20 protein-coding genes and 4 tRNA genes are annotated in these 19133 nt (G+C 47.5%); 16 read left to right on the top strand and 8 right to left on the bottom strand.

Translation table 11 applies throughout. The features are described 5' to 3' along the window. The first annotated feature begins 24 nt into the window (after positions 1-24). Positions 25-651, top strand: coding sequence for an RdgB/HAM1 family non-canonical purine NTP pyrophosphatase (gene rdgB / locus VF685_RS08095; protein ID WP_016658557.1), 627 nt, complete (start codon positions 25-27; stop codon positions 649-651). Between the two features lie 232 nt (positions 652-883). Here the strand turns inward: rdgB and VF685_RS08090 are convergent, their stop codons facing one another. Continuing rightward, positions 884-1765, bottom strand: a complete 882-nt coding sequence (locus VF685_RS08090) for a permease (protein ID WP_286384622.1) — start codon at positions 1763-1765, stop codon at positions 884-886. 160 nt (positions 1766-1925) lie between these two features. Between VF685_RS08090 and tatA the strand changes: the two genes are divergently transcribed. The 4 genes from tatA to VF685_RS08070 all read left to right on the top strand — a co-directional run bounded on the left by tatA (position 1926) and on the right by VF685_RS08070 (position 5822). Then, positions 1926-2150 (top strand): Sec-independent protein translocase subunit TatA, encoded by a 225-nt coding sequence (gene tatA / locus VF685_RS08085; RefSeq protein WP_005180185.1) that lies wholly within the window; start codon positions 1926-1928, stop codon positions 2148-2150. Between the two features lie 19 nt (positions 2151-2169). Continuing rightward, positions 2170-2616 carry a Sec-independent protein translocase protein TatB gene (tatB, locus tag VF685_RS08080; RefSeq protein WP_104489799.1) on the top strand — a complete coding sequence of 149 codons (447 nt, stop codon included), beginning with the start codon at positions 2170-2172 and terminating at the stop codon, positions 2614-2616. Beyond that, positions 2613-3395, top strand: a complete 783-nt coding sequence (gene tatC, locus VF685_RS08075; RefSeq protein WP_005180188.1) for a twin-arginine translocase subunit TatC — start codon at positions 2613-2615, stop codon at positions 3393-3395. The genes tatB and tatC overlap by 4 nt, the downstream gene beginning before the upstream one ends. A gap of 180 nt (positions 3396-3575) precedes the next feature. Next, on the top strand, positions 3576-5822 hold the full coding sequence (locus VF685_RS08070; protein ID WP_168384202.1) for a PhoX family protein: 2247 nt from the start codon (positions 3576-3578) through the stop codon (positions 5820-5822). 58 nt (positions 5823-5880) lie between these two features. Here VF685_RS08070 and VF685_RS08065 read toward each other — a convergent pair whose 3' ends face one another. Next, positions 5881-6663: an NRDE family protein gene (locus VF685_RS08065; protein ID WP_163146296.1), complete on the bottom strand. Its 783-nt coding sequence runs from the start codon at positions 6661-6663 to the stop codon at positions 5881-5883. A 94-nt stretch (positions 6664-6757) separates the two neighbouring features. Here VF685_RS08065 and lgt point away from each other — a divergent pair, with 94 nt between their 5' ends. The 9 genes from lgt to msrA all read left to right on the top strand — a co-directional run bounded on the left by lgt (position 6758) and on the right by msrA (position 12959). Further along, on the top strand, positions 6758-7567 hold the full coding sequence (lgt, locus tag VF685_RS08060) for a prolipoprotein diacylglyceryl transferase (protein ID WP_016658551.1): 810 nt from the start codon (positions 6758-6760) through the stop codon (positions 7565-7567). Positions 7568-7650: 83 nt separating this feature from the next. After that, positions 7651-8028 carry a hypothetical protein gene (locus VF685_RS08055; protein WP_127800199.1) on the top strand — a complete coding sequence of 126 codons (378 nt, stop codon included), beginning with the start codon at positions 7651-7653 and terminating at the stop codon, positions 8026-8028. Further along, complete coding sequence (locus tag VF685_RS08050; RefSeq protein WP_104503620.1) at positions 8029-8403, top strand: hypothetical protein; 375 nt, start codon at positions 8029-8031, stop codon at positions 8401-8403. Between the two features lie 184 nt (positions 8404-8587). After that, a complete protein-coding gene (locus VF685_RS08045; RefSeq protein ID WP_075167417.1) occupies positions 8588-9079 on the top strand; it encodes a lipocalin family protein in 492 nt (163 codons plus the stop codon). A gap of 201 nt (positions 9080-9280) precedes the next feature. Further along, positions 9281-10123, top strand: a complete 843-nt coding sequence (thyA, locus tag VF685_RS08040; RefSeq protein ID WP_005180203.1) for a thymidylate synthase — start codon at positions 9281-9283, stop codon at positions 10121-10123. 100 nt (positions 10124-10223) lie between these two features. Next, entirely contained in the window at positions 10224-10736 is a 513-nt protein-coding gene (locus tag VF685_RS08035; protein WP_016658548.1) for a dihydrofolate reductase, read from the top strand. A 28-nt stretch (positions 10737-10764) separates the two neighbouring features. Further along, positions 10765-11835 (top strand): Lnb N-terminal periplasmic domain-containing protein, encoded by a 1071-nt coding sequence (locus tag VF685_RS08030; protein WP_286384623.1) that lies wholly within the window; start codon positions 10765-10767, stop codon positions 11833-11835. 75 nt (positions 11836-11910) lie between these two features. Continuing rightward, the gene (locus VF685_RS08025; protein ID WP_005180208.1) at positions 11911-12372 is read left to right on the top strand and encodes an META domain-containing protein; all 462 of its coding nucleotides are present in this window, start codon (positions 11911-11913) and stop codon (positions 12370-12372) included. Between the two features lie 65 nt (positions 12373-12437). Next, a complete protein-coding gene (msrA, locus tag VF685_RS08020) occupies positions 12438-12959 on the top strand; it encodes a peptide-methionine (S)-S-oxide reductase MsrA (RefSeq protein WP_440203603.1) in 522 nt (173 codons plus the stop codon). Positions 12960-13028: 69 nt separating this feature from the next. Here the strand turns inward: msrA and VF685_RS08015 are convergent, their stop codons facing one another. Together VF685_RS08015 and VF685_RS08010 are read right to left on the bottom strand one after the other, a co-directional pair. Next, positions 13029-13670 (bottom strand): fumarylacetoacetate hydrolase family protein, encoded by a 642-nt coding sequence (locus VF685_RS08015; RefSeq protein ID WP_016658545.1) that lies wholly within the window; start codon positions 13668-13670, stop codon positions 13029-13031. Between the two features lie 36 nt (positions 13671-13706). Next, positions 13707-14204 (bottom strand): YcxB family protein, encoded by a 498-nt coding sequence (locus VF685_RS08010; RefSeq protein WP_005180217.1) that lies wholly within the window; start codon positions 14202-14204, stop codon positions 13707-13709. Positions 14205-14376: 172 nt separating this feature from the next. Between VF685_RS08010 and VF685_RS08005 the strand changes: the two genes are divergently transcribed. Further along, complete coding sequence (locus VF685_RS08005) at positions 14377-15675, top strand: SRPBCC family protein (protein WP_104511460.1); 1299 nt, start codon at positions 14377-14379, stop codon at positions 15673-15675. A 77-nt stretch (positions 15676-15752) separates the two neighbouring features. Here VF685_RS08005 and VF685_RS08000 read toward each other — a convergent pair. The 4 genes from VF685_RS08000 to VF685_RS07985 all read right to left on the bottom strand — a co-directional run bounded on the left by VF685_RS08000 (position 15753) and on the right by VF685_RS07985 (position 16366). After that, a tRNA-Arg gene (locus VF685_RS08000) sits at positions 15753-15829 on the bottom strand. Positions 15830-16060: 231 nt separating this feature from the next. Continuing rightward, positions 16061-16137 (bottom strand) — tRNA-Arg (locus VF685_RS07995). 49 nt (positions 16138-16186) lie between these two features. After that, positions 16187-16263: transfer RNA gene (locus VF685_RS07990), tRNA-Arg, on the bottom strand. A gap of 13 nt (positions 16264-16276) precedes the next feature. Further along, positions 16277-16366 (bottom strand) — tRNA-Ser (locus VF685_RS07985). A 265-nt stretch (positions 16367-16631) separates the two neighbouring features. Between VF685_RS07985 and rnr the strand changes: the two genes are divergently transcribed. Continuing rightward, positions 16632-19064, top strand: coding sequence for a ribonuclease R (rnr, locus tag VF685_RS07980; protein ID WP_168414306.1), 2433 nt, complete (start codon positions 16632-16634; stop codon positions 19062-19064). Positions 19065-19133: the final 69 nt, after the last annotated feature.

The following is a 19133-nucleotide window of genomic DNA, read 5'->3' as shown; positions in this document are numbered from 1 at the left end:
GTTTTCAATCATGAGTAATTCGAGATGACTGCACCTGCTTGGCTCTCTCAAGGCACCCTGGTTCTGGCCAGCAATAACAAAGGCAAAATTGCGGAATTTGAAAAACTATTTGCAGAACTGAATTTACCGGTTGATGTCATCCCGCAAGGCCAGCTCAATATTGAAGATGCCATTGAAGATGGTCTGAGCTTTGTTGAAAATGCGATTATTAAAGCGCGTCATGCCTCTAAAATTTCTGGCAAGCCTGCGATTGCTGATGATTCCGGGATTTGCGTACCGGCACTGGGCGGCGCACCGGGAATTTACTCTGCCCGTTATGCTGGCGCACATGGCAATGATGCCGCCAATAATGAAAAACTGCTGGCAGACTTACAGCCTTTACGCAAAGATGGAACAGCGATTGAAGGGATGTTTGTTTGTGTGCTGGCCCTGGTGCAGCATGCCGAAGATCCTTTACCACAAATTTTCCAGGGCATCTGGCAAGGTGAAATTCTGGATGCACCACGTGGTGAAAATGGTTTTGGTTATGATCCACTGTTCTGGTTACCGGAACTGGGGATTTCCAGCGCAGAGATGAGCAAAGAAGAAAAAAATAAGATCAGCCATCGAGGTCAGGCGATGCAGCTGTTTAAAGCGAGTTTGGAGAAGTAAAACTCGCGTTTGAAAAACGTCCTCCCTCCTCTTAGGAGGGAGTTAGAGGGAGGTTATTAAAACACCCTCACCCCGGCCCTCTCCCATAGGGAGAGGGAGATTTGAATGGCACAAATCTCCCCAATTCGTTCTTAGCTTTCCCTAGCCTTCTCCTGAAAGAAGAGAGAATTTTCCCCTTTTATGAATTTATACTTCGATTTCAATATTTAAAGTTTATATTGGAAAAAGCTTTTTATAAACCCGGTACCAATATATGCACCACCACGCCATATACGCCAATCAAAATCGCACTGGCAATCGTTCCTGAGGCAATATATTTGGCAGAATCACCGGTGCCCTGATAATGGGTTTCTAGTGCCACAATATTGGCAGCCGGTGGCAGCAGGAAAAACATCAGCATGACGGCATAAATCAAGGTCTGCTGCGGAATGGGTAAACACCAGTATGCGATGGCACATAGCAACAAGGCCAGCGGAATACGTGCAACCAGTAAAGCCAGGCTGCACTTTAAGTCAGCCCAGCCAATCCGGACTTTACTCAGCCACATCCCCAGCACGCACATGCCGGCAAAGGTCACTAGTACTTTATTGCTTTGGTAAATCACTTGCACCCAGGTCTGATGTTCAAACTGGCTCACATCCCAAAAAGACAGAATACCCGCCAGACTCAGGGCAATCACCGGCGGTGAAAGCAGCACATTTTTAACAATAAACTTTAATTCTTGCTGGGTCTGGCTCACCGCCATCACCGCACAAACATTGCCAAATAAGGATCCGCCAATATACAGCGCCACAATAATACTGCTGGCCGCAGGTCCAAACAGGGCCAAGGCAAAGGGAAAACCCAGCCAGGCTCCATTTAAATAACTGAAGCACAGTGCGATCAGTTTATCTTTTTGCAAGATATAAAAGACCGCAAAGAAAAGGATGGAACTGACCAGACTAAAACCAATCAGCCACAAGCTGCCGTCCTGATAGAACACCATGTTGTAGATAATCAGTAAGGGAATAAACAGGCGGGCCAGCAACATCGCCAGCACCGGACGCAACGGCTTTAAATACGCGACCCCGAAGTATCCAATCAGAAATGAAATTAGCGGAAGCAGCAGCGCCATGCAGGTACACAGGAAGGTAAAAAGTGGTGATTATCCTAGCATAATTGATGACAAAACATGCTTTTAGCCCATCTACTGTCTTTGAATCGCAATATTCCTGTCACCTCGCTGTCATCTAGACCTGTTGAGATATGTCTTGAATTAAAAAGAGGTAAATATTATGGCTGGTTTATCGATCTGGCACGTTCTTATTTTTGCAATTGTGGTGATTCTTCTGTTTGGTACATCTAAACTGAAAAACTTAGGCAAAGATGTGGGCGGTGCGGTTAAAGACTTTAAAAAATCAATTAAAGATGATGAAACGACCACTGCGGCCCTGAACGAGCCACGGACCATTGAACATCAAGCGACATCATCTGATGTTAACACGACTGTAAAACAATAATTTTTCAGGTAATTTCGTTATGCTCAATATTGGAATGACGGAGCTGCTGTTTTTCGGCATCATTGCATTATTGGTGCTGGGTCCAGAAAAGCTGCCTGAAGCTGCACGTTTTGTTGGAAAGTGGTACGGCAAAATTAAACGTACCATCAGCAATGTGCAAAATGATATTGATCGGGAACTTCGACTTTCTGAGCTGCGTGAACAGATGCAACAGGAAATGGCACGTATTCAGGAACTTGAACAAAAAATGCAGTCTCAAATGTATGAGCTAAAACAACAAAAAATATTCGCGGAAGAACAACCGAACCAGACCGCTGCAACGGATAATAAAAATTTGCCGACGCGTTATACCTTTATTGCCCCGCAACCTTCGCTGTTACTGCGTCCTCAGCATCAACCGCTAACCGCGGCTGAAGCTATTCCTCCGACCACGTCACAATTTACCGATTATAAGGTGGCTGTATGAGTCAAAGTTCTCCTTCTCAATTGCCAGCGGCGACAGTGGGCGAGCAGGCTGCTTTAGAAGAAATGCCGATCACAAAACATCTGGTGATTCTACGCAAGCATCTATTTAAAATTGTGGGTTTGGTTATTGCACTGTTTTTCTGCTTATTGCCTTTTGCCAATCGCACCTATCAGATTTTATCTGAGCCGCTGCGTGCGCAGTTGCCGACCTCATCGACCATGATTGCTACCGATGTCACGGCCACCTTTATGGCACCGTTTAAGCTAAATTTTTTTGTGGCATTGATGATTGCGATGCCGTTTATTATTTATCAGCTGTGGGCTTTCGTAAAACCAGCATTATATGAAAAAGAGAAAAGCCTGGCATTGCCGTTGCTCATAAGCAGTATTGCCCTGTTCTATATTGGGATTTCATTTGCTTACTTTATTGCACTGCCGTCAATTTTGCATTTTTTCATCAGTGTGTCGCCGGAAACGGTTGCCCCGATGACGGATATTAATAGCTATCTGACCTTTTGTTTGAAGCTGTTTTTGGTGTTCGGGTTTACCTTTGAAATTCCAATTATTACCCTATTGCTGATTTTAATTGGTGTGGTTAGTACCCAGCAGCTGGTCGAAAAACGTCGCTTTATTATTGTTGGCTGTTTCTTTGTTTCGATGTTTGTGACCCCACCGGATGCGCTGTCGATGATTATGCTGGCTATTCCAATGTGGATGTTATTCGAATTGGGCTTATTTGCTGGCAAGCTGATTGAGAAGCGTCGGCTGACTGCAGAATAAGTTTTTACAAACCCGATTAAAAAAGAGCAGCTCCGGCTGCTCTTTTTTATTTTAGTAAACCATTGTTATTATTTAACTTTTTTGAAATATTTTCTTCAAGGTACTGTCATATTCAGCGGGTAGTTTATTTCTAGCTTTTAAGCAGCAACCAAGCCATTAAAGAAAAGCTAGGACTTTTAAATGAACAACGATGAAATGATTCCGTGTCAGGATCTGACCGAAGATAGTAACACTTCAAATAATACGCATTTTCAAACGATTCTTGATCAACATATGAATCGTCGTGGTTTTATTGCAAAAACTACAAGTGGGGCAATGGCATTAGCATTTGCAGCAAGCGTGAGCGGCTGTTCAGATGATGATAATGATTCTGGTAATTCAGGTGAAAATCCAACCTCTCCTCCAGACACAACCTCTCCTGATCAGCATGAGTGGAGCGATCTGAACGCCCGCCCGAATAAATTAACCTTTGAACCTGTGAGAAAAAATACAGCGAACTTCTTCAGTGTTCCTGCAGGCTACCAGCTGAAAGTGTTATATGCAGTAGGCGATCCAATTAACCCTACTTATCCAGAAAAAACCGATGCTGAACTACCATCAGGTGCATCTTATCAATTCCGTGCCGGCGATAACCATGATGGTATGAGCTTCTTCGGTATGCATCCAACCAACAAAAACTATGCTGCCAAAGAATCAAAACAAGGCTTGCTGGTATTAAACCATGAGTATCTGCAGCAATCTCAGTTACATACCCCTGTGGGCACGATTTCAGTAGATGGCATCCGCCCTGAAGATCAGGTTTTACGTGAAGTAAATGCTCACGGTGTATCTGTTGTTGAAATTAGCAAAGATGAAAATACCCAAGACGTTAAAATTAATTTAAATTCTGAATTTAACCGTCGTATTACTGCCGCAACTGAAATGGAAATCCGTGGTCCAGCGCGCGGTTCTGATCTGGTTAAAACCCGATTCTCTCAAGACGGTACTTTAACACGTGGTACATTTGCAAACTGCGGTAACGGTTATACACCTTGGGGGACATATCTGACTGCAGAAGAAAACTGGAGCGGTTATTTCGCTCGTCAAGCCAATGACACACGTGCCATTGCAAAAGAAGAAATTGCCTTATCACGTTATGGTCGTGGTGGTGCTAATGCCCGTTCTTCGCAATATTTATGGAATACTCCAGTTGCCGAGTTAACTGGTGACAAAGATCTGTATGATCGTTGGGATATTTCAGTTAAAGGTGAAAACGCGCTAGCAGACTACCGTAATGTCATGAACACTTGTGGCTTTATTGTTGAAATTGACCCGTTTAGCGCAACTGAACGTCCAGTAAAACGTACTGCACTCGGCCGTTTTGCACATGAAGATTGTCGTTGTAGTAACCCGATCCCTGGTCAGCCATTAGCGTTCTATATGGGTGATGATGCGACAGGTGAATATATCTATAAGTTCGTATCAGATGCAGTGTGGGACCCTAAAGATGTAAACGGCGGCTATGCTGCTGGCGACAAATATATGAATAACGGTACATTATATGTTGCCAAGTTCAATGATGATGGTACCGGTGAATGGTTAGAACTGTCGCATAACCAGAATGGCCTCACCTCTGCGAATGCAATCTATCCTTTCTCCGGTCAGGATGATGTCGTTGTTCATGCCCGTCTTGCTGCAGACCACGTTGGTGCAACCAAAATGGACCGCCCAGAATGGGTTGCAGTGAACCCTGAAAATGGCGAAGTTTATGTCACCTTAACCAATAACAGCAGCCGTGGTCGTTCGTATCCAACTGATGCCGCTAACCCACGTAGCTATATTGACTTCAAGGGCACAAGCGCAAGTAGTTCCGGAAACATGAATGGCCATATTATTCGCTTCCGTGAAGAAGGCGACACGGTAGCCGCTACAGCATTTAAATGGGATATCTTCTTATTTGGTGCTGAAGCACGCGCTGAGTCAAACATCAACCTGTCTGGTCTAGACGATATGAACGACTTCTCTAGCCCGGATGGTATGTGGTTTGACCCACGTGGTATCCTTTGGATTCAAACCGATGATGGTCAATATACAGATGAAACCAACTGTATGATGCTTGCAGCACTTCCAGGTTCAGTCGGTGATGGCGGTACCGCGATTGCAGCAAGTACCAAAGCAGGTGGTCAAGAAACAATTGTGGGCGCACAGCTTTCTAATGACCGTGTCCGCCGCTTCCTGGTTGGTCCATCTGGCTGTGAAATTACCGGGGTAACCATTACACCTGACTATAAAGCGATCTTTGTCAATGTTCAGCATCCAGGTGGTGCTTGGCCAGCAAACCAAAGTACCCGCTACAGTGCGTTAGGTAAAGTTCCTCGTTCAGCTACTGTAGTCATCACCCGTAAAGACGGTGGTCCGATTGCAGGTGAGGCACTAGAGCAAGCATAAAACACTTTCGCTTAAGCATCCTTATACTTAAAAAATACCGGCTTGATGCCGGTATTTTTTATTTCTGTAATGGAATACTCAGCTCCACGATCTGCCCGGCGGTTTCACCCTGCTGGCTTTTCTCTAACCAGTGCCATTGCTGAGCATTCAATCTTAAAATATTGGAACAGCGTGTACCATACGCCGGACTCTGAATAAAGATCGATGACAATAACTCTTCTAGCTCGACAGAGATACCGGTTTCTGGCAATAAATCTGCAATCACCTTGCGTTCATCTTCCAGAATATCCCAGGCAGCATGCTGCAGATCTGCTTCTGGCATCTGGGCTTGCTGTAACATCGGTAAAAATTCCTGGGTAAAGCGTTTACGCAAATGGCCAGTTTTTTCCCAGTGCTCGCCCATTAAGCCATTGGACACTACATATACGCCTTTGGCTAGTACTTGCGGCGCTTCCCCTCGGTTACTCATATACACCGCCTGTTCCCGGTCGCCGACAAATAAATTAAAGCCGGCATAATCGCACTGGCGCGGCTCCAAGGCTTGCGCAAAGCGAATTGGACTTAATTCAGATTCCAGAAAATCCTGAATCAGATGCCCGCGTGAAGTCGGATAATTGTGCTGATCCTGTCCATTACGAAAATTGGTAACAATGGCCCAGCGGCCGCTGGCGGTCACGCCCATCCAGGTGCCACCCGACTGCAAGTCCTGTCCGGCATAAATCGGGCTATTTTCCCAGGCATGCAACGCCGCAGTTGGACGCTGATAAAACTCATCACGGTTTGAAATTAAACATAAAGGCAGCTCATCCAGAACCTGCCAGGCAAAGGCCACAATACACATAATTTCCTGCTCGCTATCTTTACACATTGAATGTACAACATTTTTCATCTTATTCAGCTAAAATCTGTGCAAAACAGAATGACAAGGAACAGGAATGCTGACCTATCCAAATATTGATCCGGTGGCGATATCGCTGGGTCCCTTACAAGTCCACTGGTATGGACTGATGTATTTACTGGCCTTTTTATTTGCCTGGGGTCTGGCCACTTATCGCGCCAAGCAGCGTGGCTGGACACCGGACATGGTTTCGGACCTGATCTTTTACGGCGCGCTGGGTGTGGTCATTGGTGGCCGCGTCGGCTATGTGTTCTTTTATGGCTTTGAGCAGTTTCTGGCCAATCCGGTGTGGCTGTTTCAGGTCTGGACCGGGGGCATGAGTTTCCACGGTGGTTTCCTGGGGGTCATGCTGGCCATGCTGTTCTGGTGCAAAAAATACCAGATGACCTGGTTCCAAACCCTGGACTTTATTGCACCCTGTGTCCCGACCGGGCTGATGTTTGGACGCATCGGCAACTTTATTGGTGGCGAGTTATATGGCCGTCCGGTCACTGATCCGAACTTTGCACTGGGCATGATTTTCCCGACCGATCCACTACAGCTGGTACGTCATCCATCGCAGTTGTATCAGGCGTTGTTTGAAGGGCTGCTGCTGTTTATTCTGCTGTGGTGGTTTAGCTCCAAACCGCGTCCACGTATGGCGGTTTCCGCGCTGTTCCTGATTGGTTATGGTCTGGCGCGTTTTGTGGTGGAATTCTTCCGCGAACCGGACAATGGTCAGCTGTTTATTGCCTGGATGAGTAAAGGTCAATTCTTGAGTCTGCCAATGATTCTGGTCGGTCTCTGGATGATGTGGTACGCCTACCAGAAAAAAATCTATGACTGGGGCCCACAGAAAAATAGTTAAACCGGAGCGAGGCATTGGCCTCGCTTTTTTTATGCCATTTTTGCTAAAGTGCATGCACTCTTGCACAATTCATCTGGTGGGCTATGCTCGAATTCTGGTTTAATCCCAACGTATCCGTACTGCAAAAACTGATGCTGTTTATTCTGATTGCAGTGGTCACCGGCGTTTTATACTGGATGCAACCGCTGTCCTATGATGCCATTTTGATGTTTATGGGCACCGGCATTATTTTTCTGATTTGCCGTTACTGCAAAATTCATTTTGCGGCACAACGTCCCACCGGTTTACTGTATCGCCTGCTGACCTGGATTCCAATTGCCCTGCTGTTGGCACTAATTTTCATGAATATGCAACAGGGTGAAATTTTATTACCGGGCGCACAAGGACTTGGCTTTATGGCTCTGGCAATTTGTCTGTTCTCGCCACTGTCATTGCTGCATCAACATCAGGATCAGGCATAAATGCTCAGTTTCTGGTATTCCGCGCGTTGTCATCGTCAGCTCAAACTGATGATCTGTATTGGCACCTGTCTGCTGATTTATCTGGCTTCGACGCAGGCACAGCTGCCGTCATTTTGGGTCATCCTCAGTCTGATTCTGGGCATGGGCTTACATCTGCTGTATCAATGGATCGACCGTCGTTCCTGGCCAGGACATCAGCGCAGGCTGATGTACGGGGGATTGAATCTGGCACCGCTGCTCCTGCTGGCCGTATTGCTGCTGTTTCTACCGAAAATGCAACTTTGGGCCATGGCCTTGCAAGCACTCGGCTTTATCTTGGTAGGACTGTTTATGGTGTCGATCTACCAGCAACGTGCCAAACGGTTTGACTCCTAAGCTTTATTTTCCTGTCCAATTTTTTGCATTTTAATAACCTGTGTAGCAGTTGCTGCACAGAAAACCGGGCTGAATTTACACTGCATACATGCCGAAACAGGAGCGCTAACAACAATAACCCGAATCCCGTTCAGCCTGCTTAGAATAACTGCAGTCTTTATGAAAATAATTCAGGAAGTTGTTTATGAATTCAGAACTCAACACCATTTCCGGTTTTAACCTGCAACGTTATTTGGGCACCTGGTACGAAATTGCCCGTTTGCCAATGCGCCATGAACCCGAAGACAGTACCGATATTTCCGCCACCTACAACCTGAATGAAGATGGTAAAGTGCGCGTACAAAACCGCCGTCTGGATGGTCAAGGTCAACTAGATGAATCGATTGGTGAAGCCACCCCAGTCGATGCTGAACATGGCAAACTGGAAGTCAGCTTCTTGCCAGAAGGCCTGCGCTGGATTCCGTTTACCAAAGGCGATTACTGGATTTTAAAACTTGATCCGGAGTATCAGACCGCGCTGGTCGGTGACCCGAGCCGCAAATACTTATGGTTGCTGCATCGTCATCCACAGCTGGATGAAGCCACACAAAATGAATATCTGGCGCAGGCCAAAAGTCTGGGTTATGACCTGAGTGATCTGATTTACACCCCGCACACCGGTCGGCCAACCGCATAAGCTGCCGCTATTTTGCTGAGGCATCTTTTTTAAGATGCCTTTTTTAATGATGATGAATATTCATCTCGGCCCGGCATCAATGTTATGATGGCTGCACTTTTATGTGCTCATTTAAAGCCAAGATCTTCAACACAGCCAGCCTTTTGCGCTGCAATGAGGGTCGACACAGGAGCCACATCACTATTTGATTGAGAGAATTTCATGCGCCAATATCTTGACCTGTTACAACATATCCTTGACCACGGCGGCGACAAAGGCGACCGTACCGGCACGGGAACCCGTTCTGTATTCGGTCATCAGATGCGCTTTGATCTGTCTCAGGGTTTTCCGCTGTTAACCACCAAAAAAGTACATTTCCGTTCAATTGTGATTGAACTGTTATGGTTCCTAAAAGGTGATACCAACGTCCAGTATCTGCAGGACAACAAAGTTACGATTTGGGATGAATGGTCAACGGCAGAACAGACGGCGCGTTTCGGCCGTCCTGAAGGCGAGCTTGGTCCGGTATATGGCCATCAGTGGCGTAACTTTGGCGCCAGCAAAAATGCCGATAACAGCTATAATCAGGATGGTTTTGACCAGATTTCCTGGCTAATCAACGAGATTAAAACCAACCCGAATTCACGCCGTTTAATTGTATCGGGCTGGAATCCGCAGGAAGCCGGTCAGGTGGCATTACCACCTTGTCATACCCTGTTCCAGTTTTTTGTTCATAACGGCAAACTCTCTTGCCAGCTGTATCAGCGTAGTGCCGATGTCTTCCTGGGTGTACCATTCAATATTGCTAGCTATGCGCTGCTGACCCATATGATTGCCCAGGTATGTGATCTAGAGGTTGGTGATTTTGTCTGGACCGGCGGCGATACCCATTTATATGCCAACCATTTTGAACAGGCACAACTGCAACTCAGTCGTGAACCGCTGGGGCTGTGCCAGCTGAAACTGAACCCGGACGTCAAAGATCTGTTCGCGTTTAAATTTGAAGATATTGAAATTGTCGGTTATGAGTCACATCCGGCAATTAAGGCCCCGGTAGCGGTTTAAAGCCAATTAATTCCGGATAAATGCCCCATCCCCCTTTCATCGAGGGGGATTTTACATTTTAATAGGGTTAATTTTTCGCATGAGATATGGATGAAACAGCATGGCATTTCAAGGTTTAGAAGTCGTACACGTGGTGGCCATGGATCAGCAGCGCTGTATTGGAAAGGCCAATGATTTGCCGTGGCATATTTCTGCCGACTTAAAACATTTTAAGGAAATCACCCAAGGCGGCGTGGTAGTGATGGGCCGTAAAACCCTGGAATCAATGGGTCGTGCCTTACCGAAACGTGTCAATTGGGTGATTACCCGAGATCCAAATTGGGCCTTTGAGGGCACCAAAGTCGCCTATTCAATTGAAGAAGCTTTAACTCAGGCCGTGGCTGATGTGCAGGCTTCAGAAAAGCCGGACAGTATTTTTATTATTGGCGGTGGTGAAATCTTTAAACAGACCATGGATATTGCCGACCGTCTGGAACTGACCCATGTCGAGCTGGATGTGCAGGGCGATGCACATTATCCGGAAATTCCGGCAGCGTTCCAGAAAGTCAGTGCCGAGCAACATTTGGATGACAAAACTGGCATTGCATTTGAGTTTGCCAGCTACCGAAAATAAAGCTTATTTTCTGAATGAATTCATCAGCATGCAGACACCCCAACAGCCCGAGCTGGCACAGCGTTTGATTCAAGGCAGTTTGCATGGCCTGTTTAGCCTGTTTGTAATTGGCAGCTCGATCTGGCTGGTGCTGATTTTGTGGTTTCAGCAGCCGTTTGGGCTGCTTTTTAGCCGGATCTTGATTGGCCTGTGGATTGCCTTTGCCATGAGCATTCTGGGCATCTATATCAGCCGGCATCTGATTAGCCGTAAACTGGATGTGCTGATTTATCTGCTAGTATTTCTGTGCAGCCAGCTCTGGTATTTTGGCCTGCCACCTCGCCAGGACCGCGACTGGAATCCCGAAGTGGCGCAGCTGTTACATTCCGAGCGTCACGGCGATCAGGTCATTCTGCACAATGTGCGTAACTTTAACTGGCACAGCGATGGTTCCTACGAGCAGCGCTGGGAAAGTCGCCATTATGACCTGAACCAGATTCGGGGCGTCAACATCATCACTTCCTACTGGATGGGATCACAAATTGCCCACACCCTGGTCAGTTTCGATTTTGCCAATGCCGCACCGCTGACTTTTTCGATTGAAATCCGCAAAGAACGCCATGAAGAATTTTCTTCGCTGGGCGGATTCTTCCGCAAATATGAACTGAGTCTGGTGGCAGCGGATGAAAAAGATATTATCTATACCCGCAGTAATATTCGCGGCGAACAGGTCTATTTTTTCCCGCTGAAGATGCCGCAAGAAATGCAAAAAGCCCTGTTTCTGGAATATCTGACCAAAGCCGATGAACTGGCACAACAGCCCAAATGGTATAACACCCTGACCAGTAACTGCACTACCCTGGTCTTTGACATGGTGCAGGCAGTATCCAACCAGACCTTGCCCACCGATTATCGCCTGCTGGCTTCGGGTTATTTACCCAATTATTTGTATGATTTACAGGCGCTTGATCAGAGCTTGAGCATTGAAAGCTGGTATCAGCGCGCTTATATCAATCCGCGTGTGGAACAGTCGGGCCAGCTGGATAGTGCACAATTTTCAGCACTAATCCGGCAGGGTTTGCCCGCGCCATCCGCTCCTGGCGCTCCGTCAAATCAATGATACAATTTTAACTGGCGATCAAATTTAAAATTTGTTTAGATACATCCATCAGCTTTAAAATAAAGAGAAATCCATATGCTTAAACATCTTGCTGCCGTTGCCCTTTTAGGTTCAGCCCTAGTTTTTAGCGGCTGTGAAACTTTACCAACCCCGGGTGCTACCGTTGAAACTGCCAATCTTGTCCAGCTGCAAAACCGCACTTGGATTGTGACCCAGATTGGCAATACCGCGGTTCGCACCGAACCGACTGCCCACAATATTCCAAGCCTGCAATTTGATAGCGCCACCCAACGCGTTAGCGGTGCCGATGGCTGTAACCGGATTATGGGCAGCTACAGCGCCGGCCGTGACACGCTAACGCTAAGCCAAATGGCTGGCACCCGTATGGCCTGCCTCAACAGCAATGGCATTGATCAGAAATTCAATGAAGCACTGGCCAAAGTGACCCATTATCAGGTCTTTGGTAAAACCCTGAAACTGCTGGATCGTTATGGCAATTTGCTGATTCAGCTGGAAAGTGCCGTACAACCGCGTTAATACTGCACCGGCCTGCACCTTTGCAGGCCTTTTTTATGAACGATTGAAAACAGAAGGCTGACCCTATGCAACAGGCAATTTTTGGTGGTGGATGTTTCTGGTGTACCGAAGCGGTATTTCTCCAACTGCGCGGTGTGGCCAAAGTGGTGAGTGGCTATGCCGGCGGCCAGATGGACAATCCGAATTATGAAGCGGTGTGCAATGGTGATACCGGCCATGCTGAAGTCATTCTGATTGATTTCGATGACAGTCAAATCAGCTATACCCAGCTGTTAAATGTGTTCTTTGCCACCCATGACCCGACCAAGCTTAACCGTCAGGGCAATGATGTCGGCAGCCAGTATCGTTCGGTGATTTATTATTTAAATCCGGAGCAGCAGCAACAGGCCGAACAGATGATCCAGCAGCTCAAAGCCGAGGGCATTGCTGTGGTCACCGAAGTGACCGCTGCACCGCGTTTTTATCCGGCAGAGGCCTATCATCAGAACTTCTTTGCCAATAACCCGACGCAAGGCTATTGCAACTTTGTAATTCCACCCAAACTGATGAAGCTGCATAGCAAGTTTCAGGATTTACTCAAAGACTGAAACCAGGAAGGCTCGAAAAGCGCCATAAAAAAGGACTGCAATTGCAGTCCTCGTCGTCTGGGGAGGCGGTTAAGCCTGAACAAAAGTGCTCCAGACAAATTCCCGGGTTTTGCCCTGCAAACGCATACTTAACTGGTCATTGGCCTTTAAGGCACCCACCCCGGCCGGAGTACCGGTCATTACCACATCGCCCGGCTCCAAACTAAAACTGTGGCTAATTTCAGCCAGTAGCGCACCAATTTCAAAAATCAGCAGCGCGGTATGCCCCTGCTGACGCAGTTCGTCATTAATATGCAGCGTATAGTGCACATCTTTCCAGTCATTAATTTCTGCAACATCGACCCAGTCTGCCAGTACACAAGCCCCATCAAAGGCTTTGGCTCGTTCCCATGGATGGCCTTTCTGTTTCAGTTCATCCTGCAAGTCACGCAAGGTGAGGTCCAGCCCCAAAGTCACCGCCCCCACGGCCTGCAAGGCTTTTTGCGGATCGGTTTCTGCCTTTAAGGGCTGGTCAATACGCAGGCTGAGTTCACATTCATAATGACAGCTGCCCCAGGCCGGATTCCAGGCAATCCCGGCAGATAACGGACGCAGGCTGCTCGGCGGTTTGATAAACAGCACCGGACGATCAGGAACCGCATTGCCCAGTTCTTTGGCATGATCCGCATAACTGCGACCCACACAGACAATTTTCGATGGACGTGTATTCATGATCTTCCCTCTTATGATGTGATGGTTTTAACAGGCTTATTTTTTAAAGGTATTTTCAAACAGGGTCTGATCGGCTGTGCTTTCAAACACGCGTTTTGGCACAATAATCACCATGCGGTTTTTCAGCTCAATCATATAGGTCAGCTTGCCTGAAGCAAAATTCTGCACTTCGTTATAATGCACCACTTTGTCACGGCCATTGGCAGAAATCTCGGCATAATCCTGATACAGCGCAATGCCCTGTTCGCTTTTTCCAAACTGGTATTTGACAAACTGACGCTTAAACATCATTGGCAGGAACCAGTAGCGCATCAGCATCTGTAGCACCAGAAAAAATACCCCCAGCGCCAGATAGTAACGACCTACACCATCGAGGCCCAAATAAATGCCCCAGGCAATAATCCCGACACTGATTAACGGGGTAATAAAACGGGTAAACTGTTTTTTACCAAAGGTGGCCAGAGCAAAGCCATCCTGAGATTCTTCCAGATTTAAAAAATAACGTAGCGACAAGGCAGGCTTGAGTTCCGACATCGGCTCATCATCAAATCAGTTAAATTACGCTAAATATTACACCAGAATAGGTGATTTCCTTATTCTTTTTCTCGCCAGTGCTGTCATGATGATGCTGCAACCACCATTCAAAAAATAACCCTATTCAAAACAGGATGATTCGCTCACCTCCACAGCAAAAACAGGATGTTTTATGCCACAGACGCACACCCGATTGATCGCCCTGCTTTGCAGTCTGCTGCTGCCGGTTTCTGCCTGGGCCAGTTTAGTTCGCTGGACAGGAAAAATGCCAGGCAGTTTACAAGGCTATGGCAGCAGTGCCGAGCAGCTGGCCGCGCTGACCGGAGATGGAATTCTGATTTATGCGCATGCCGCGCAACCGATTCAGCTGCCAACTTTCGCATCCACAAAACGGGGTAAATTTTATAGTGCTGCGGTGGTGCTGCCAGTGCCCAGTCACAAAGTTGCGGCGCTGCTCAGTGATTATTCAGGCTATGCCCAGCTGTTTCCGACCTTAAAAAGCGCCAAGATGCTGGAGCAGCGCCAGCACATCAGTCAGGTCAAATACCGGATTCATATTCCCACGCCCATTCCGGTGCTGAACTTTAAAGACGATGTGATTCTGCAACATCAGCGCACCGACAACAGTATTGAAACCCTGGTGATTGACGCACCCATTCCGTATGGCGCCGGAAAAATAGAATGGTTTGCCTTGTCGGCCCATCAGACGCTGGTCACGGTCACGCACTGGGGAGATTTGGCGCAGCCCAAAGGCTTTTTATTTCGTACCATCCTGAATGCCCTGCCCGATGCCAAACTGGGCCTGCCGGCCGGCACCAATGCCTTTATTCTGGAAGCACTGCAACGTAAATTTAAAAGCACAACACCCCGAGCCTTACCCGCCGGCGACGTACCAGCCCCTGAATTAAGTGTCAGCCAGATGAACAAAATCCGGCAGATCAGCCAGAAATCACAAGAACCCGTATCCTTTATTTTACCGGCCTATCAGGTGTCCTATGGTGCAAAGCAGGAAATCATGCGTTTTAGCAGCAGCTATCAGTACTATGCCCAGCCGGCCAGCAAGCTAAAACCCTGGCTTGAACCGCAGGCCTACCAGCACCTGTTTCCACGGCAAATTAAAAAAGTTCATATTCAGCAGCCCTCTGCCCGGCAGCTGGATGCCGACTATAAAATTTCGGTCGGACTGGGCGTGATTCAGATTCCGTTTGATTTTAAACTGCGTTTTCAGGCACAAGGCGCTCTGGAGCAGCAGTTTCAGGCGGTGGGTGGAGATTTACGCTATGTGCAAGGCGGCATGCAGATTTTGCCGCAAGCCGAGGGCAGTTTACTGAATGTGACCAGCGCCATGAACATTGATGCGCAGGCACCGTTTTTATTACGCGCCATGCGCAGTATGCCGTATCACGAGCTGCTGCCGGCATTGGGTGGCAATACCGTGCTGACCTTAAAGATTCAACAGAAGATCAAATAATGCGGGAATGTTTTAGTAAATTATAGACACAAAAAAACCGCAACATGTGCGGTTTTTTCAGAATTCTTTATCAAGATTGGTGCGCTCAGAGAGATTCGAACTCCCGACCCCTTAGTTCGTAGCCAAGTGCTCTATCCAGCTGAGCTATGAGCGCGACGTCTTGATGGGGTGCATTATACGGGCTTTTCGCTATTTGTTAAGTCTTATTTCATAAAAATGCAACCAAATGGATAGATATTGGACAAATCATGTATTTGTACGCTGATTTTATACAAATTTTAAATTGCAGTTGAAATTGTAACAAATAAGGAAGCCGGCGGATGCAGCTGATTAGCCAAATTGCAGGCACAAAAAAACCGCAACATGTGCGGTTAATTGTTCAAGTTGGTGCGCTCAGAGAGATTCGAACTCCCGACCCCTTAGTTCGTAGCCAAGTGCTCTATCCAGCTGAGCTATGAGCGCGTCACTTGTGTCGTCTATATTAGACTGCGTTATTTCCTGGTTTACTTATTGGTGCGCTCAGAGAGATTCGAACTCCCGACCCCTTAGTTCGTAGCCAAGTGCTCTATCCAGCTGAGCTATGAGCGCGACATAAGTAAAGTGGCGGTGAGAGAGGGATTCGAACCCTCGATACAGTTGCCCGTATGCGTCCTTAGCAGGGACGTGGTTTCAGCCACTCACCCATCTCACCGTAACGTGCCGCCATAATACAAATTTAACTGTAGCACTGCAAGCGCAGTCACTCTATTTTTTGCAGTTTTTTGCTCAATTAAATATTTTTTAAACAATTTATTGCTTCTAGCCTGGCATTTTCTGCAAATTTACGGGGAATGTGATTTTATCTACTCGCAATCATCTTAAAATAAAGACTTAAAACACATTATTGCAATCATTTACGTGCAGTCTGACGCTGCATGACTTATGCTAAACCTATCTTCTGACTTGAAGCCAAAGACATGATGAAAAACTGGGTCGATCCTGAAGCAAAAGCTGAAGCCGAACGTTACGATAATCCGATTCCAAGTCGCACACTGATTCTTGAAAGTATTGAAAAACTGCAACAGGCCCAGTCGCATGCCGACTTGGTTGAATATTTTGAAATTGCCGATCAGAAAAGTATTGATGCCCTGAGCCACCGCTTAATTGCCATGGTGCGTGATGGCCAGCTCATGAAAGACGGATTCAAGTTCCAGCTTGCCGCCGAGCAGCCTACCCATGAAGCCACGGTCTACATTAATAGCAAGGGACTGGGTTCTGCCCATATTGACGGACAAAATGACATCCTGCTACCCGAGCGTGAATTACGTCTGGTGTTTAATGGCGACCGCGTTAAAGTACGCCAGACCTCGGTCGATCGCAAAGGCAAAGCCTGGGGCTTTATTACCGAAGTCCAGCAGCGCCGTGTGAAACAGATCATTGGCAAACTGTCGATGTATGACGGTGAATATTTTATTCAGCCGGGTAATCCGAACAGCCATCAGCCGGTGACTTTAGAAAAAGAGCTGGTTGAACACGCCAAACTGAATCTGGGCGATTCGGTCCGCGTCGCCATTGATGACTATCCAAGCCGTGAAGAATTTGCCACCGGCCATGTGGTGCAGTCGATGGCCGATAAAGCCGACACCGAAATCATCATTCCCCAAACCATTTTAGAGTTTGGTTTGCCGTATGAATTTCCGGACAATGTCTTAAAAGATGCCGACAGTTTTAAAGAACCGTCAGCCAAAGACCGTGAGGGCCGGGTCGATTTACGTGATTTAGCTCTGGTCACCATTGATGGTGAAGATGCCCGCGACTTTGATGATGCAGTGTATGCAGAAAAACGTCCAGGGGGCGGCTACCGCGTAGTGGTCGCGATTGCCGATGTTAGCCACTATGTCCGCACGGGCAAACCGCTGGATGATGAAGCCCAGGAACGCGGCACTTCGGTCTATTTCCCGCATTTTGTCTTGCCGATGTTACCCGAAGCCTTATCAAATGGCTTATGTTCGCTGAATCCGCAGGTTGATCGTCTGTGTATGGTCTGTGACCTGAACCTGTCCCGTGCCGGCCGGGTAACCAAATTCGAGTTCTATCCTGCGGTAATGCATTCCAAAGCCCGTCTGACCTATACCCAGGTGGCGCAATATTTTGACGGCGACAGCGCTGCCATTCCGGAAGACCGGGATGTACGCAAATCGCTGAATACCCTGTTCCAGCTGTATCAGGTACTCAAAGGTTTACGTGCCCAGCGTCATGCCATGGAATTTGAAACCGTCGAAACCTATATGACCTTCGACGAACTCGGCGGGATTCAGGAAATCCTGCCACGAACCCGTAATGATGCGCATAAACTGATTGAAGAGTGCATGTTGCTGGCCAACGTGGCGGCGGCAGAATTTGCGCTCAAAAATGATATTCCGATGCTGTACCGTGTGCATGAGCCACCTGAATTTTCACGGATTCAGAAAGTTCGTGAATTTGTAAAACTGCTGGGACTGAATTTCCCGGAACAGCCAACCCAGGCCGATTATCAGGCCGTGATTGATGCCACCAAAGACCGCATTGATGCGCCAAGTATTCATGCGGTGCTATTACGCTCGATGATGCAGGCCTATTACGGCGCGGCCAATGCCGGCCACTATGGTCTGGCCTATGAAGCCTATACTCACTTCACCTCGCCAATTCGCCGTTATCCGGATCTACTCTTGCACCGTGCCATTAAAGCGCATCTGGCCCAGAAACCATATCCGATTTCGGGTGCCGCGCTGGATGATGCCGGTGAGCATTTCTCGCAAACCGAACGTCGTGCCGATGAAGCTTCCCGCTCTGTGACCATGTGGCTGAAATGTCATTATATGCAGCAGCATTTAGGCGAAGAATTTGTCGGGGTGATTTCTGCCGTGACCGAATTTGGTCTGTTTGTCACGCTGAAAGATCTGTATGTCGATGGCATGATTCACGTCAGCCAGCTGGGCGATGACTTCTTTATGTTTGATCAGGCCAGCCAGTCACTGGTCGGTCAGTCACGCGGTCAGACCTTTAGTCTGGGCGATGAAGTCAAAGTTAAAGTGGCCGGAGTCAACCTGGAAGAACGCAAGATTGATTTCGAGCTGGTCAAACAATTGACCCATGCCGGTCGTGCGATCCGCAGCCGTGCACCACGCGTGGCCAAAGCCGCGCCGCGTGCTGAAGCCACCGAAGAAATCTTTCATGATCGTCCAGTCAAGCTTGCCGTGAGTGAAGATGGCGAACAGCCGTTGAAGAAGAAAAAGGCCAAATCCAAGCCGAGTTCTTATGGCAAAAAGCCGGCGAAAAAAGTCACCACCAAAGCCGAAAGCAAAGACAAGGTCAAGAAAAAAGCCAAAGTGAAAAAGAAAAAGTCCAATGCCAAGTCCAAGCTGGACTAAGCAACCCGATCAGAAATAGAGCGCCACGGCGCTCTTTTTTGTATGAAGTTGAGCAATTCTGTACACACC

The sequence above is a fragment of the Acinetobacter sp. Brlt_5 genome, from assembly GCF_051949055.1.
In the GTDB taxonomy this organism is placed as follows: domain Bacteria; phylum Pseudomonadota; class Gammaproteobacteria; order Pseudomonadales; family Moraxellaceae; genus Acinetobacter; species Acinetobacter indicus.
This window is presented reverse-complemented; position numbering and strand designations above follow the sequence as displayed.

What these genes read in the sequence shown, in the direction of transcription:
- rdgB (WP_016658557.1), top strand. Translation starts at nt 25, where the DNA reads ATGACTGCACCTGCTTGGCTCTCTCAAGGCACCCTGGTTCTGGCCAGC.
- VF685_RS08090 (WP_286384622.1), bottom strand. Translation starts at nt 1,765, where the DNA reads ATGGCGCTGCTGCTTCCGCTAATTTCATTTCTGATTGGATACTTCGGG.
- tatA (WP_005180185.1), top strand. Translation starts at nt 1,926, where the DNA reads ATGGCTGGTTTATCGATCTGGCACGTTCTTATTTTTGCAATTGTGGTG.
- tatB (WP_104489799.1), top strand. Translation starts at nt 2,170, where the DNA reads ATGCTCAATATTGGAATGACGGAGCTGCTGTTTTTCGGCATCATTGCA.
- tatC (WP_005180188.1), top strand. Translation starts at nt 2,613, where the DNA reads ATGAGTCAAAGTTCTCCTTCTCAATTGCCAGCGGCGACAGTGGGCGAG.
- VF685_RS08070 (WP_168384202.1), top strand. Translation starts at nt 3,576, where the DNA reads ATGAACAACGATGAAATGATTCCGTGTCAGGATCTGACCGAAGATAGT.
- VF685_RS08065 (WP_163146296.1), bottom strand. Translation starts at nt 6,663, where the DNA reads ATGTGTATTGTGGCCTTTGCCTGGCAGGTTCTGGATGAGCTGCCTTTA.
- lgt (WP_016658551.1), top strand. Translation starts at nt 6,758, where the DNA reads ATGCTGACCTATCCAAATATTGATCCGGTGGCGATATCGCTGGGTCCC.
- VF685_RS08055 (WP_127800199.1), top strand. Translation starts at nt 7,651, where the DNA reads ATGCTCGAATTCTGGTTTAATCCCAACGTATCCGTACTGCAAAAACTG.
- VF685_RS08050 (WP_104503620.1), top strand. Translation starts at nt 8,029, where the DNA reads ATGCTCAGTTTCTGGTATTCCGCGCGTTGTCATCGTCAGCTCAAACTG.
- VF685_RS08045 (WP_075167417.1), top strand. Translation starts at nt 8,588, where the DNA reads ATGAATTCAGAACTCAACACCATTTCCGGTTTTAACCTGCAACGTTAT.
- thyA (WP_005180203.1), top strand. Translation starts at nt 9,281, where the DNA reads ATGCGCCAATATCTTGACCTGTTACAACATATCCTTGACCACGGCGGC.
- VF685_RS08035 (WP_016658548.1), top strand. Translation starts at nt 10,224, where the DNA reads ATGGCATTTCAAGGTTTAGAAGTCGTACACGTGGTGGCCATGGATCAG.
- VF685_RS08030 (WP_286384623.1), top strand. Translation starts at nt 10,765, where the DNA reads ATGCAGACACCCCAACAGCCCGAGCTGGCACAGCGTTTGATTCAAGGC.
- VF685_RS08025 (WP_005180208.1), top strand. Translation starts at nt 11,911, where the DNA reads ATGCTTAAACATCTTGCTGCCGTTGCCCTTTTAGGTTCAGCCCTAGTT.
- msrA (WP_440203603.1), top strand. Translation starts at nt 12,438, where the DNA reads ATGCAACAGGCAATTTTTGGTGGTGGATGTTTCTGGTGTACCGAAGCG.
- VF685_RS08015 (WP_016658545.1), bottom strand. Translation starts at nt 13,670, where the DNA reads ATGAATACACGTCCATCGAAAATTGTCTGTGTGGGTCGCAGTTATGCG.
- VF685_RS08010 (WP_005180217.1), bottom strand. Translation starts at nt 14,204, where the DNA reads ATGTCGGAACTCAAGCCTGCCTTGTCGCTACGTTATTTTTTAAATCTG.
- VF685_RS08005 (WP_104511460.1), top strand. Translation starts at nt 14,377, where the DNA reads ATGCCACAGACGCACACCCGATTGATCGCCCTGCTTTGCAGTCTGCTG.
- rnr (WP_168414306.1), top strand. Translation starts at nt 16,632, where the DNA reads ATGATGAAAAACTGGGTCGATCCTGAAGCAAAAGCTGAAGCCGAACGT.